We start from the raw sequence: 12980 nt of genomic DNA, 5'->3' as shown, positions 1-12980 counted from the left end.
GCTTGCCGAGCCGTAGCTCGCGAAGCGAGCGAAGGCTGGTGGAGCCAGGCGGGATCGAACCGCCGACCTCTTGCATGCCATGCAAGCGCTCTCCCAGCTGAGCTATGGCCCCTTAACTGTCCGACGCGCCTTGGGCGACGCGTCGGGAAAGACCCAGAACCACAGTTCTGGAATTATCTCAAGTCTCTTCGTCACCGCCGACATCACCAATGATGTCGGTGACGTCCTCATCGCCTTCTTCGTCGTCGGCGATAAAGGTCGAATCATCGTCGTCATCGTCCTCGATGGTCTCATCGACTTCGATGTCGTCCTCGGATTCGGGCACAACGGCCTTGACCTTGCCGGTGTTCTCCTCGGCATCGGCCTCCTCGAGCGAGACCTCCTCGACCTCCGCCGGCTCCGGCGTGGCGTCGGCGGCAGCGGCTGCGTGGCGAGCTTCGGCGCCACGGGGCGCGCGAGCCGGCGCGATGGGCGCGATCGGCACGACTTCACCGGTATAGGGCGAGATCACCGGATTCTTGTTGAGGTCATAGAACTTTTTGCCCGTGGTCGGGCAAATACGTTTAGTTCCGAGTTCGGACTTGGCCACGGCAGAGGAATCCTGGAAATGTCTGAAAAGCGGTGCTTCACTTGGCTAGTTGGCGGCCCGCTGTCAATAGCGCATTGCGGGAGAACGACATGCCCGTGACGGCGGGGAGACCATGTGATACCTGCCCCGCGAGTCCCACAGGGACGTTTCGGGCCTATCCAAGGACACAAACTTGACCGATTCCGACAAGCCGACGCCGCTCCAGTCGCGCGCCAGCGGTCCCCTGACCGGGAAAGTAAGGGTGCCCGGAGACAAGTCGATCTCCCACCGCGCCCTCATCCTCGGCGCGCTCGCGGTGGGAGAGACGCGGATTTCGGGCCTCCTGGAGGGCGAGGACGTCCTTAACACCGCCAAATCCATGCAGGCGCTCGGCGCCAGGGTCGAACGCACCGGCGATTTCGCCTGGAAGGTGAACGGCGTGGGTGTCGCAGGCTTTGCGGAGCCCAAAGCGCCGCTGGATTTCGGCAACTCCGGCACCGGCTGCCGGCTCGTCATGGGCGCCGTTGCGGGCTGCCCGATCTCTGCGATTTTCGACGGCGATGCCTCGCTGCGGAGCCGGCCCATGCGCCGGATTCTGGACCCGCTGGAAAAGATGGGTGCGAAGGTCGTCTCCGGCGGCGAGGGCGGCCGTTTGCCGCTGACTGTCCAGGGTGCGCGCGATCCGCTGCCGATCACCTACAAGACGCCTGTCGCCTCGGCCCAGATCAAATCCGCCGTGCTGCTCGCGGGCCTGGCTGCGCCGGGCACCACGACCGTCATCGAAACCGAGGCCAGTCGCGACCACACGGAGCTGATGCTCAAGCATTTCGGCGCCGAGATCACCTCGGTGCAGGAAGGTCAGCACGGCCGCCGTATCACGCTCGTGGGCCAGCCGGAGCTGCATGGCGCCAATGTCGTCGTGCCCGCCGATCCCTCGTCGGCGGCGTTCCCCGTGGTTGCTGCGCTGATCGTCGAAGGCTCCGAAATCGTCCTGTCCGATGTCATGACCAATCCGCTGCGGACGGGTCTTTTCACCACGCTGCGCGAAATGGGTGCCTCGATCGAGGAAAGCGAAGTTCGCGGCGACGCCGGCGAGCCGATGGCGAAGCTGCGCGTACGCGCCTCGAAACTGCGCGGTGTCGAAGTGCCGCCGGAGCGCGCTCCGTCGATGATCGACGAATATCTGGTGCTGGCGGTGGCGGCCGCCTTCGCCGAGGGCACGACCATCATGCGCGGCCTCCAGGAGCTGCGCGTCAAGGAATCCGACCGTCTCGAAGCTACTGCCGCGATGCTCCGTGTCAACGGCGTCAAGGTCGAGGTCTCCGGCGATGATTTGATCGTCGAAGGCCGCGGCCACGTTCCCGGCGGCGGCGTTGTGGCCACCCACATGGACCATCGCATCGCGATGTCCGCGCTGGTGATGGGCTGCGCCTCCGACCAGCCGGTGACCGTCGATGACACCGCCTTCATCGCCACCAGTTTTCCGGATTTCATCCCGATGATGCGTTCGCTTGGGGCCGAGTTTTCATGATCATCGCTATCGACGGGCCCGCGGCGTCGGGCAAGGGCACGCTCGGCAAGCGTCTTGCCCACCATTACGGCTACCGTCATCTTGATACCGGCGTGATCTATCGCGCGGTGGCCTATTCCCTGATGCAGTCCGGGCATGATCTCCGGGACGAGGCGGCGGCGGTCGCTGCGGCGCTGGAACTCGATCCTGAAAAGTTCGGCAATCCCGCCCTGAAGACCCAGAAGGCCGGCGAGGGCGCCTCCATCGTCTCGGCGATCCCCAGGGTGCGCGAGGCCCTGGTCAGTTTTCAGCGGCAATTCGCCGCCGACCCGCCCGGCGCCGTGCTCGATGGCCGGGATATTGGAACCGTGATCTGCCCCCACGCCGACGTGAAGATTTTCGTCGTCGCCGACCCCAAGGTCCGCGCCCGCCGCCGGACCATGGAGGCCAAGGCGCGGGGCGAGGAGGCCGACGAGGCGGCCGTGCTCGCCGACATCATCCAGCGCGACGAACGCGACAAGAACCGGGCGATCGCGCCCCTGAAGCCGGCGGCGGATGCTTACTTGCTAGATAACTCCCAACTGGATATAGAAGGCGGCGTCCGGGCCGCCATCGACATTATCGAGGCCGTCCGAGCGGGCCGGTCGCGGGGTTAAGCCGCTGCCGTCATTGGAGGAAGCGCCCGCTCCCGCTCTTTGAGGTCGATACTCTCGGTCCCTGCTCGGGCCGACGCGATCCAGGTTCCGGACAAAAGATTTCCACGTATCGAACGCGCGGGCCTCAGCCGGCCCGCTCCCGCTGTTCCGCCTCCAGGTCGGAGCAGCGAGCGGTCGCTCGAAGGTTCTGCGGACCTTCCGACACTGCGCGTACGATGCGCCCAAGAACCCAACGGCCGGCACGACATCCGCAACTGGAGAACAAATGGCTTCGACTTCTGCTGATACCTATAGCCCGTCGCGCGACGATTTCGCCGCGATGCTCGACGAGTCCTTCGCAGGCGGCAACCTGCAGGAAAGCTCCGTCATCAAGGGCAAGGTTGTTGCAATCGAAAAGGACATGGCCGTCATCGACGTCGGCCTGAAGACCGAGGGCCGCGTTGCCCTGCGCGAATTTTCCGGCCCCGGCCGTGACAGCGAGCTCAAGGTCGGCGACGAGGTGGAAGTGTTCCTCGACCGGATCGAGAACGCCCTCGGCGAAGCCGTGCTGTCGCGCGACAAGGCGCGCCGCGAAGAGAGCTGGGGCAAGCTCGAGAAGGCTTTCCAGAACAACGAGAAGGTCAACGGCGTCATCTTCAACCAGGTCAAGGGCGGCTTCACCGTCGACCTCGACGGTGCCGTGGCCTTCCTGCCGCGCTCCCAGGTCGACATCCGTCCGATCCGCGACGTTGCGCCGCTGATGAACAACTCGCAGCCGTTCCAGATCCTTAAGATGGACCGTCGCCGCGGCAACATCGTGGTGTCGCGCCGCACGGTTCTCGAAGAGACCCGCGCCGAGCAGCGTCAGGAGCTGGTGCAGAACCTCGAAGAGGGTCAGGTCATCGACGGCGTGGTCAAGAACATCACCGATTACGGTGCGTTCGTTGATCTCGGCGGCATCGACGGTCTGCTGCACGTCACCGATATCGCGTGGCGCCGCGTCAACCATCCGACCGAGGTGCTCTCGATCGGCCAGACCGTGAAGGTCAAGATCATCAAGATCAACCACGAGACGCACCGCATCTCGCTGGGCATGAAGCAGCTGTTGGACGATCCGTGGCAGGGCATCGAAGCCAAGTACCCGCTGGGTGCCCGCTTCACCGGTCGCGTCACCAATATCACCGACTACGGCGCGTTCGTCGAGCTCGAGCCGGGCATCGAAGGCCTGATCCACGTCTCCGAGATGTCGTGGACCAAGAAGAACATGCACCCCGGCAAGATCGTTTCGACCTCGCAGGAAGTCGAAGTGCAGGTGCTGGAAGTCGATTCCGTCAAGCGCCGCATCTCGCTCGGCCTCAAGCAGACCATGCGCAACCCGTGGGAGGTCTTCGTCGAAGGTCACCCGACCGGTTCGACGGTCGAAGGCGAGGTCAAGAACAAGACCGAGTTTGGTCTGTTCCTGGGCCTCGAGGGCGACGTCGACGGCATGGTCCATCTCTCCGACCTCGACTGGAAGCAGCCGGGCGAGCAGGTGATCGACAACTACAAGAAGGGCGACATGGTCAAGGCCGTGGTGCTCGATGTGGACGTCGAGAAGGAGCGCATTTCTCTTGGAATCAAACAGCTTGAAGGCGACCCCTTCGCCGAGCCGGGCGATGTCAAGAAGGGCGCGGTCGTGACCTGCGAAGTGATCGAAGTGAAGGAGAGCGGCATCGAGGTGAAGATCACCGGTACCGACTTCACCACGTTCGTGAAGCGCTCGGAGCTCGCCCGTGACCGCAACGATCAGCGCGCCGAACGCTTCGCTGTCGGCGAGAAGGTCGATGCCCGCGTGATCCAGTTCGACAAGAAGGCCCGCAAGGTCCAGGTGTCGATCAAGGCGCTCGAAGTCGCCGAAGAGAAGGAAGCCATCGCGCAATACGGCTCCTCCGATTCGGGAGCGACGCTCGGCGACATCCTCGGCACCGCGCTCAAGAACCGCGACACCAAGTAAGCGAAACGCAGGTTTCACTGCATCAAAGCCCCGGCGCGAGCCGGGGCTTTTTTGTTGCTATCGTCGTCCCGGCCTTCGCCGGGACGACAATGAGGGTGTCGCTACGTCGTGGCCCATGCCGCTACCGGCCTTGTTTTCTTCTAATTGCGCCGCAATTGATGTATCCAGATAAGCCAATGGTGACGCTGCGACGGCGCAACGCGCCTGGCCTTTCATTTGGAGATATCTCGATGTCGCTCGATTCGGACATCATCGTCGATCGGCGCAGGATCCGCCGCAAGCTGACGTTCTGGCGCGTATTGACCGCGCTGATCGCGATCGCGGCGATCGCAGGCTTCGCGCTGGTCGCGACGCCGGGTGCGCGCGGCACGTTCGCGTCCGCCGGCTCGATCGCTCGGGTCCAGATTGACGGCCTGATCCGCAGCGATTCCGATCGCACGCAGGCGCTCGAGCGGCTGGAGAATTCGCAGGCTGCCGCCGTCATCGTCCACATCAATTCGCCGGGCGGCACCACCGCCGGCTCCGAGCAGCTCTATGATTCGCTTGTGAGTCTGAAGGCGAAGAAGCCTCTCGTCGTGGTCGTCGAAGGCCTCGCCGCCTCCGGCGGCTACATCACCGCGATCGCCAGCGATCATATCATCGCCCAGCAGAGCTCGCTGGTCGGCTCGATCGGCGTGCTGTTCCAGTTTCCGAACGTCTCGGAGCTGTTGAAGACCGTTGGCGTCAAGGTCGAGGAGGTAAAATCCACGCCGCTGAAGGCCGCGCCCAACGGTTTCGAGCCAACCAGCCCCGAGGCACGGGCCGCGCTCGATGCGCTGGTGAAGGATTCCTATGCCTGGTTCAAGGGATTGGTGAAGGAACGGCGTGGCATGGATGACACGCAGCTCGAGAAAGTGGTTGATGGCCGTGTCTTCACCGGACGCCAGGCGATCGATCTCAAGCTGATCGACCAGATCGGCGACGAGAAGACCGCCGTGACCTGGCTGGTCGAGCAGAAGGGCGTCAAGAAGGGGCTCTCCGTGCGCGATTACAAGCTGCAGCCGCGCTTCAGCGATCTGCCGTTCCTCAAGACGGCGGCCGCAGTCACGCTGGAAGCACTGGGTTTAGGCTCGATTGCGCATCAAATTGGACAAACCGGCGTCGTGCAGGCGGTCGATCGGCTCGGAATGGATGGAATGCTGGCTTTGTGGCAGCCGGCGGCATCGAACTGACCGGCGCCGGGCGAGCCTCAGAGGTTTTTCCCGTTCGGCGCGTACAGGGCCAGCCCGCTTTTTCGGCATTTGTCACGTATTTTCACGACGCTCAACCTTCATTTAGCGTCTTGACAGATCACGGTATTTTCACGGAAATGGTCGTCCGCACGCTCCCGGGTCCTATCTCTCGATGATCAAATCCGAACTTGTTCAGCGTATCGCCGAGCACAACCCGCATCTGTACCAGCGGGATGTCGAGAACATTGTGAATGCGATTCTCGAAGAGATCGTAGCGGCTCTCGCGCGCGGTGACCGCGTCGAGTTGCGCGGCTTCGGTGCCTTCTCGGTCAAGCATCGCCCTGCCCGCGCAGGGCGCAATCCGCGCACCGGCGCCCATGTACCTGTCGATCAGAAGAGCGTTCCGTTCTTCAAGACCGGCAAGGAAATGCGCGAACGGCTGAATCGCGACCACCCGGATCCAGGCGCGCCAGACTGAGGTCCACCTCAGGGTTTCCCGCGGCCGCGCGCGATGCGGCCGCAAGCTTGATTCAAGGCGAGCGAGCCGAGATGCGAAAATTCCTGACCGCGCTGGTCGTGATTCCGCTGGGTCTGATCCTGATGGTCTTTGCCGTCGCCAACCGGCAATTCGTCACGGTCTCGTTCGATCCCTTCGTGTCCAACGACCCGTCATTCTCGGTCACGCTGCCGCTGTTCCTGCTCCTGATCGTGGTGGCTGCGCTCGGGGTCCTCGCGGGCGGTTGTGCCGTTTGGTTCGGTCAGCGGCACTGGCGGCGCGCGGCGCGCCGGCATGACGCGGATGCCCGGGCCGCGCGAGGCGAGCTGGCTGATCTCCGGGCCCAGGCGGCCGCAGCCAAGCCTGAGTCCCAGCGCCTCCTTGTTCCCTCCGGGGTGGGGCTTTACGGGCCCGTCGGGCGAGACAAGCAGCGCGCGACGTTGTAGAAGCGGCCGCAACCGAAAAGCCCGTTTTCCGGCCGCGGGCCCGCGGCCTCCATTTGCTTTGAGCCCATATCCCGCGAGAACATGTCCCTGCTCGTCAAAATCTGCGGCCTGTCCACGCCCGAGACGCTCGAAACGGCGCTCGATGCGGGTGCCGACATGGTGGGCTTCGTGTTCTTCCCGCCGTCGCCGCGGCATTTGTCGCTGGAAGCCGGCCGGGAGCTCGGCCGTCAGGTGAAGCGGCGCGCGCTCAAGGTCGCGCTCACCGTCGACGCCGACGATGCCATGCTCGACAACATCATGGACGCGCTGTCGCCGGATATCTTCCAGCTTCACGGCACGGAGAGCGTGGCGCGGGTGCGCGACATCAGGCAGCGGTTCGGTCGCCCCGTGATGAAGGTCGTGCCGGTCGCAACGTCAGCCGATCTCGCCGTGCTGCCCGGTTACGCAGAGGTTGCCGAACGCATTCTGTTCGACGCACGCGCACCGAAGGACGCGACCCGGCCCGGCGGCCTCGGTGCACCGTTCGATTGGCATCTGCTCGGAAACCTCGAGCTCGCGCTGCCGTATATGGTCTCGGGCGGCCTCAGCGCCGACAACGTCGCCGAAGCCGTTCGCGTCACCCGAGCCGGTGGTGTCGACGTCTCCTCCGGTGTCGAGAGCGCCCCGGGCGTGAAGGACCCCGAGATGATCAAGGCCTTCATTCGCGCCGCGCGCGCAAGCCAAGATGCAAGTCAAGAGTTGAGCGTCCGATGAATGTTGTAAAACCCAATTCCTATCGCAGCGGCCCCGACGAGCGCGGCCATTTCGGCATTTTCGGCGGACGCTTCGTTGCCGAAACCCTGATGCCGCTGATCCTCGATCTGGAGAAAGCCTACACCGAGGCCAAGGCCGACCCGGCCTTCCAGGCCGAGATGAACGGCTATCTCAAGAATTATGTCGGCCGGCCCTCGCCGCTCTATTTCGCTGAGCGTCTGACCGAGCATCTCGGCGGCGCGAAAATCTATCTCAAGCGTGAAGAGCTCAACCATACCGGCTCGCACAAGGTGAACAACGTGCTCGGCCAGATCATGCTGGCGCGGCGCATGGGCAAGAAGCGCATCATCGCCGAGACCGGCGCCGGCCAGCACGGTGTCGCCAGCGCGACGCTCTGCGCGCGCTTCGGCCTCGAATGCATCGTCTACATGGGCGCCGTCGACGTCGAGCGGCAGCAGCCTAACGTCATCCGCATGGAGATGCTGGGCGCGACGGTGGTGCCGGTGCAGTCGGGCACGCGCACGCTGAAGGACGCCATGAACGAGGCGCTGCGTGACTGGGTCACCAACGTGCACAACACCTTCTACTGCATCGGCACGGTCGCGGGTCCGCATCCCTATCCGACGCTGGTGCGCGACTTCCAGTCGATCATCGGCAACGAGACCAAGGTGCAGATGCAGGAGATCGAAGGGCGCCTGCCGGATTCGCTGGTCGCCTGCATCGGCGGGGGCTCCAACGCGATGGGCCTGTTTCATCCGTTCCTCGACGATTCCACCGTCGAGATCTTCGGCGTCGAAGCTGCGGGCCACGGACTGACGCAACTGCATGCGGCATCGATCGCCGGCGGCCGGCCGGGCGTGCTGCACGGCAACCGCACCTATCTCCTGATGGACGCGGACGGCCAGATCCAGGACGCGCATTCGATCTCCGCCGGCCTCGACTATCCCGGCATCGGCCCCGAGCACTCCTGGCTGCACGAGATCGGCCGCGTGAACTATCTCTCCGCGACCGACGACGAGGCGCTCGCAGCGTTCCAGTTGCTGTCAAAGCTGGAAGGCATCATCCCCGCGCTCGAGCCGGCACATGCCATCGCCAAGGTGATGGAGCTCGCGCCGAAGCGGACGAAAGATCACCTGATGGTCGTCAACCTCTCCGGCCGCGGCGACAAGGACGTCCCGCAGGTCGGCGACATCCTGAGGGGCAAGAGCAAGTGACCACGCGTATCGACACCCGTTTCGCCGAGCTGAAGAAGGCCGGCCGCGCAGCCTTCGTCACCTTCGTGATGGCCGGCGATCCCGATCCGGCGACCTCGCTCGAGATCATCAAGGCGCTGCCGAAGGCGGGTGCCGACGTGATCGAGCTCGGCATGCCCTTCACCGACCCGATGGCCGACGGTCCGTCGATCCAGGCGGCAGGCCTGCGCGCGCTCAAGGCCGGCATGACGCTGAAGAAGACGCTCGATCTCGTGCGCGGCTTCCGCAAGGACGACAACGCCACGCCGATCGTGCTGATGGGCTATTACAACCCGATCTACATCTATGGCGTCGACAAATTTCTGGTCGATGCGAAAGCCGCCGGCATCGACGGCCTCATCATCGTCGACCTGCCGCCGGAAGAGGACGACGAGCTCTGCCTGCCCGCAATGAAGGCGGGCCTCAATTTCATCCGCCTGGCGACGCCGACCACCGACGACAAGCGCTTGCCGGCCGTGCTCGCCAACACCTCGGGCTTCGTCTACTACGTCGCGATTACCGGCATCACCGGCGCGGCGGCCGCGGATGCCTCCGCCGTCGGCGAGGCGGTTATCCGCATCAAGCGGCACACCAAGCTGCCGGTCTGCGTCGGCTTCGGCATCCGCACGCCGGAGAATGCCCGCGCGATTGCCTCGCATGCCAATGGCGCCGTGGTCGGCACCGCCCTGGTCGATGCCCTCAAGAACAGCCTCGATGCGGACGGGCGCGCCACCGACAAGACCGTCAACGCCGTCGCTGAGCTGACGGCGGCACTGGCCCAGGGCGTCAAAGGCGCGCAACAGGCGGCGGAATAGGCCTTAATTCCGCTGCCAAGTCCGACGAGCAAGTCCGACGAGCAAGGCGGACGATACGGCGGCTTGCCGGGCCGGGTCCCGGCCGCCATATATCCCTTCAGGCGGTCCCCAGGCGGGATCGCACATCGGAGCAAACCATGAACTGGCTTACCAATGTGGTCCGGCCGAAGATCCGCAACATGCTGCGGCGGGAGACGCCGGAGAATCTTTGGATCAAGTGCCCGGATTCCGGACAGCTCGTGTTCTACAAGGACGTCGAGGCCAACCAGTTCGTCATCCCCGGTTCGAACTACCATATGCGCATGAACGCGGTGGCGCGTCTGAAGTCGATTTTCGACAACGAGACCTGGTACGACGTCGCGCTGCCTGACGTCACGCCCGATCCGCTCAAGTTCCGTGACGAGAAGAAGTACGTCGATCGCATCAAGGATGCCCGCGCGCGAACTAACCTCAACGACGCGATCAAGGTCGGCTACGGCAAGCTCGAAGGCGCCGCCGTCGTCCTCGCCGTGCAGGATTTCGACTTCATGGGCGGCTCGCTCGGCATGGCCGCGGGCGAAGCCATCGTGCGCGGACTGGAACTCGCGCTCGAGAAAAAGTCGCCGTTCATCGTGTTTGCCGCCTCAGGTGGCGCGCGCATGCAGGAAGGCATCCTGTCGCTGATGCAGATGCCGCGCACCACGGTCGCGGTGCAGATGCTGCGTGAAGCAAAACAGCCCTACATCGTCGTGCTGACCAACCCGACCACCGGCGGCGTCACCGCGTCTTATGCGATGCTCGGCGACGTGCAGATCGCCGAACCCGGTGCGCTGATCGGTTTTGCCGGCGCGCGTGTGATCGAGCAGACCATTCGCGAAAAACTCCCCGAGGGCTTTCAGCGCGCCGAATACCTCAAGGAGCACGGCATGGTCGACATGGTCGTGCATCGCCACGAATTGCGCCCGACCCTGGCGCGGCTCTGCCGCCTGTTGACCAGGGCGCCGGCGCTGGAGAGCGCGTCGAAACCGGTGCAGCCGGTCGTGAGCCCGGCGCAGATCGTATCGGCTCCCGAAACGGCGCCGGCCGCGCCGCACGCGTGAACGCTTCCTCTGACCGCGCCATGCCGTCGCTTGACGAATTGATCGGGCGGCTGTCGGCCCTGCATCAGAAACGCATCGATCTCGGGTTGGAGCGGATGCACCGCCTGCTCGAGCGGCTCGGTCACCCCGAGCGCAAGCTGCCGCCGGTGATCCACATCGCCGGCACCAACGGCAAGGGCTCGACGCTCGCTTATCTGCGCGCGACGCTGGAAGCCGCCGGCCTGCGCGTCCACGCCTACACCTCGCCCTATCTCGTTCGCATCAACGAATGTTTCCGGCTCGGCCGGGTCGCTGGCGGCGTGCTGGTCGGTGACGACGAATTGCGCGCTGCTCTGGAAGAGGTCGAGCGTGTCAATGCCGGCGAGGCCGCCACCGTGTTCGAGCTCAAGACCGCGGCTGCATTTCATCTGTTCGCGCAGAATCCGGCCGATGTGGTTCTGCTGGAGGTCGGCCTTGGTGGCCGGCTCGATTCAACCAACGTGGTCGATGCACCGGTGGCCTGCGTGATCACGCCTGTCAGCATGGACCACATGGACTTTCTCGGCGATACGCTGACGTCCATCGCCGGTGAGAAGGCCGCGATTATCAAGCGTGGCGTGCCCGTGGTTTGCGCCGAGCAATCGGCTGAGGCGATGGCCGTGATCGAGGCGCAGGCCAAGCGCATGCGCGCGCCGTTGTTTGCCGCGGGCGAGAGCTGGCATGTCAATGTCGAGAACGGGCGGCTGGTTTATTCCGATGAGCGCGGCTTGATGGATCTCACGGCGCCGCGCCTGTTCGGCCGCCACCAGTTCGACAATGCCGGCCTCGCGATCGCGACGCTGCGGGCCACCAGCGCCTTCAAGATCAACCAGGCGGCGTTCGAGGCCGGGATCGTCGGTGCGGAATGGCCGGCACGGATGCAGCGCATCGCTTCGGGCGAGCTGCTCGGTCTCGGCCCGCAAGGATCGGAGATCTGGCTCGACGGCGGCCACAATGCGGAAGGCGGCCGCGTCGCGGCGGCCGCGCTCGGCGATCTTGAAGAGCGGGTGTCGCGGCCGCTGGTCGTGATCGCGGGCATGATGGCCAACAAGGACGCGCAAGGTTTTCTCGCCAATTTCGCCGGTCTGACCCGTCACATCATCGCGGTGCCGATTCCCGACACCGACAACGCGATGCCGGTCGACCGCCTCACGGATGCCGCCCGCAGCCTCGGCATGCGCGTCGAGCCCGCGCCCGGCATCGAGGCCGCACTGCGCGCCTTGGCGAAGCTCGCCTACGAAGTGCCGCCGCGCATCCTGATCACCGGCTCGCTCTATCTCGCCGGCCACGTGCTCGCCATCAACGGCACGCCTCCTGCATAGAGGTTGGGTAGCCCGGATGGAGCGAAGCGCAATCCGGGACTGTACCGCAAGTGACGAAGGCCCCGGATTACGCTTCGCTCCGTCCGGGCTACAGGAAGACCCATGCGTTTTGCAGCGATTGCCGACGTCCACGGAAATTACCTCGCGCTGGAAGCTGTGCTCGCCGACATCCGCGCGCAAGGCGTGGCCGACATCGTCAATCTCGGCGACATGCTGAGCGGTCCGCTCGATGCGCGCCGCACCATCGAGATCCTGATGAAGCTCGATGCAGTGCACGTGCTCGGCAATCACGACCGCTATCTGCTCGACCGTCCGCCGGAGAAGATGGGCTCGTGGGATCGCCCGGCCCATGCAGCGCTCAATGCCGCGCAACTCGACTGGCTGCGCGCGCAGCCGATGACGCGCGTGTTTCGCGAGCAGGTTTTCATGTGTCATGCGACGCCCGACAATGACGAAGTCTACTGGCTGGATACCGTGCATCCCGACGGCGCGGTGGCGCTGTCGCCGCTCGATCGCATCGAGCAATTTGCGCAAGGCATCGCGCAATCGCTGATCCTGTGCGCCCACACCCATCTCGCCCGTGCCGTGCGGCTTCGCGACGGAAGGTTGATCGTCAATCCCGGCAGCGTCGGCGGCCCGGGCTTCCGCGACAAGCATCCATTCCCGCATGTCGTCGAGGCCGGCACGCCGCACGCGCGCTATGCGATTCTCGAGCTGACCGATGATGCATGGCAGGTCACGTTCCGCCATGTCGTCTACGATCACGAGGCGATGGCCGCGCTCGCTCGCCGCAATGGCCAGCCGGAGTTGGCAAACGCGCTGGCGACGGGATGGATTGCCTAGCGCCGTCGCCTCGTAGCCTGGATGGAGCGAAGCGCAATCCAGGAATCGTACCACAAATG

Annotated in this window: 13 protein-coding genes and 1 tRNA gene; 12 read left to right on the top strand and 2 right to left on the bottom strand. The window is 64.7% G+C overall.

Annotated elements, in window-relative coordinates:
- Positions 1-36 precede the first annotated feature (36 nt).
- A tRNA-Ala gene (locus tag AC0L27_RS27640) sits at positions 37-112 on the bottom strand.
- 66 nt (positions 113-178) lie between these two features.
- Positions 179-589, bottom strand: a complete 411-nt coding sequence (locus AC0L27_RS27635) for a TIGR02300 family protein (RefSeq protein WP_007598417.1) — start codon at positions 587-589, stop codon at positions 179-181.
- Between the two features lie 172 nt (positions 590-761).
- Here AC0L27_RS27635 and aroA point away from each other — a divergent pair, with 172 nt between their 5' ends.
- The 12 genes from aroA to AC0L27_RS27575 all read left to right on the top strand — a co-directional run bounded on the left by aroA (position 762) and on the right by AC0L27_RS27575 (position 12921).
- Positions 762-2099, top strand: a complete 1338-nt coding sequence (gene aroA, locus AC0L27_RS27630; protein WP_275168850.1) for a 3-phosphoshikimate 1-carboxyvinyltransferase — start codon at positions 762-764, stop codon at positions 2097-2099.
- Positions 2096-2734, top strand: coding sequence for a (d)CMP kinase (gene cmk / locus AC0L27_RS27625; protein WP_027514724.1), 639 nt, complete (start codon positions 2096-2098; stop codon positions 2732-2734). Before aroA ends, cmk begins: the two co-directional genes overlap by 4 nt.
- Positions 2735-2999: 265 nt before the next feature.
- Complete coding sequence (rpsA, locus tag AC0L27_RS27620) at positions 3000-4706, top strand: 30S ribosomal protein S1 (RefSeq protein ID WP_027566167.1); 1707 nt, start codon at positions 3000-3002, stop codon at positions 4704-4706.
- 230 nt (positions 4707-4936) lie between these two features.
- The gene (gene sppA, locus AC0L27_RS27615) at positions 4937-5917 is read left to right on the top strand and encodes a signal peptide peptidase SppA (RefSeq protein ID WP_354205669.1); all 981 of its coding nucleotides are present in this window, start codon (positions 4937-4939) and stop codon (positions 5915-5917) included.
- 172 nt (positions 5918-6089) lie between these two features.
- Positions 6090-6395, top strand: a complete 306-nt coding sequence (locus AC0L27_RS27610; protein WP_007598410.1) for an integration host factor subunit beta — start codon at positions 6090-6092, stop codon at positions 6393-6395.
- Positions 6396-6466: 71 nt separating this feature from the next.
- Positions 6467-6859 (top strand): lipopolysaccharide assembly protein LapA domain-containing protein, encoded by a 393-nt coding sequence (locus AC0L27_RS27605; protein ID WP_354205671.1) that lies wholly within the window; start codon positions 6467-6469, stop codon positions 6857-6859.
- An 81-nt stretch (positions 6860-6940) separates the two neighbouring features.
- Positions 6941-7612 carry a phosphoribosylanthranilate isomerase gene (locus AC0L27_RS27600; protein ID WP_354205673.1) on the top strand — a complete coding sequence of 224 codons (672 nt, stop codon included), beginning with the start codon at positions 6941-6943 and terminating at the stop codon, positions 7610-7612.
- A complete protein-coding gene (trpB, locus tag AC0L27_RS27595; RefSeq protein ID WP_473320919.1) occupies positions 7609-8826 on the top strand; it encodes a tryptophan synthase subunit beta in 1218 nt (405 codons plus the stop codon). The genes AC0L27_RS27600 and trpB overlap by 4 nt, the downstream gene beginning before the upstream one ends.
- On the top strand, positions 8823-9659 hold the full coding sequence (trpA, locus tag AC0L27_RS27590) for a tryptophan synthase subunit alpha (RefSeq protein WP_354205675.1): 837 nt from the start codon (positions 8823-8825) through the stop codon (positions 9657-9659). Before trpB ends, trpA begins: the two co-directional genes overlap by 4 nt.
- Before the next feature lie 137 nt (positions 9660-9796).
- Positions 9797-10738 (top strand): acetyl-CoA carboxylase, carboxyltransferase subunit beta, encoded by a 942-nt coding sequence (gene accD / locus AC0L27_RS27585; RefSeq protein ID WP_473320916.1) that lies wholly within the window; start codon positions 9797-9799, stop codon positions 10736-10738.
- Complete coding sequence (locus AC0L27_RS27580; protein WP_354205679.1) at positions 10735-12078, top strand: bifunctional folylpolyglutamate synthase/dihydrofolate synthase; 1344 nt, start codon at positions 10735-10737, stop codon at positions 12076-12078. The genes accD and AC0L27_RS27580 overlap by 4 nt, the downstream gene beginning before the upstream one ends.
- 102 nt (positions 12079-12180) lie before the next feature.
- Positions 12181-12921: a metallophosphoesterase family protein gene (locus AC0L27_RS27575; RefSeq protein ID WP_354205681.1), complete on the top strand. Its 741-nt coding sequence runs from the start codon at positions 12181-12183 to the stop codon at positions 12919-12921.
- The last annotated feature ends 59 nt before the right edge of the window (positions 12922-12980 follow it).

Source organism: Bradyrhizobium sp. Ken51 (assembly GCF_055807435.1).
The sequence above is the reverse complement of the archived record's forward strand: the minus strand, read 5'-3'. Positions and strand labels throughout refer to the sequence as shown.

Coding starts and splice junctions, on each gene's coding strand:
- AC0L27_RS27600 (WP_354205673.1), top strand. CDS start 6,941: ATGTCCCTGCTCGTCAAAATCTGCGGCCTGTCCACGCCCGAGACGCTC.
- AC0L27_RS27610 (WP_007598410.1), top strand. CDS start 6,090: ATGATCAAATCCGAACTTGTTCAGCGTATCGCCGAGCACAACCCGCAT.
- AC0L27_RS27575 (WP_354205681.1), top strand. CDS start 12,181: ATGCGTTTTGCAGCGATTGCCGACGTCCACGGAAATTACCTCGCGCTG.
- rpsA (WP_027566167.1), top strand. CDS start 3,000: ATGGCTTCGACTTCTGCTGATACCTATAGCCCGTCGCGCGACGATTTC.
- AC0L27_RS27605 (WP_354205671.1), top strand. CDS start 6,467: ATGCGAAAATTCCTGACCGCGCTGGTCGTGATTCCGCTGGGTCTGATC.
- trpB (WP_473320919.1), top strand. CDS start 7,609: ATGAATGTTGTAAAACCCAATTCCTATCGCAGCGGCCCCGACGAGCGC.
- sppA (WP_354205669.1), top strand. CDS start 4,937: ATGTCGCTCGATTCGGACATCATCGTCGATCGGCGCAGGATCCGCCGC.
- cmk (WP_027514724.1), top strand. CDS start 2,096: ATGATCATCGCTATCGACGGGCCCGCGGCGTCGGGCAAGGGCACGCTC.
- accD (WP_473320916.1), top strand. CDS start 9,797: ATGAACTGGCTTACCAATGTGGTCCGGCCGAAGATCCGCAACATGCTG.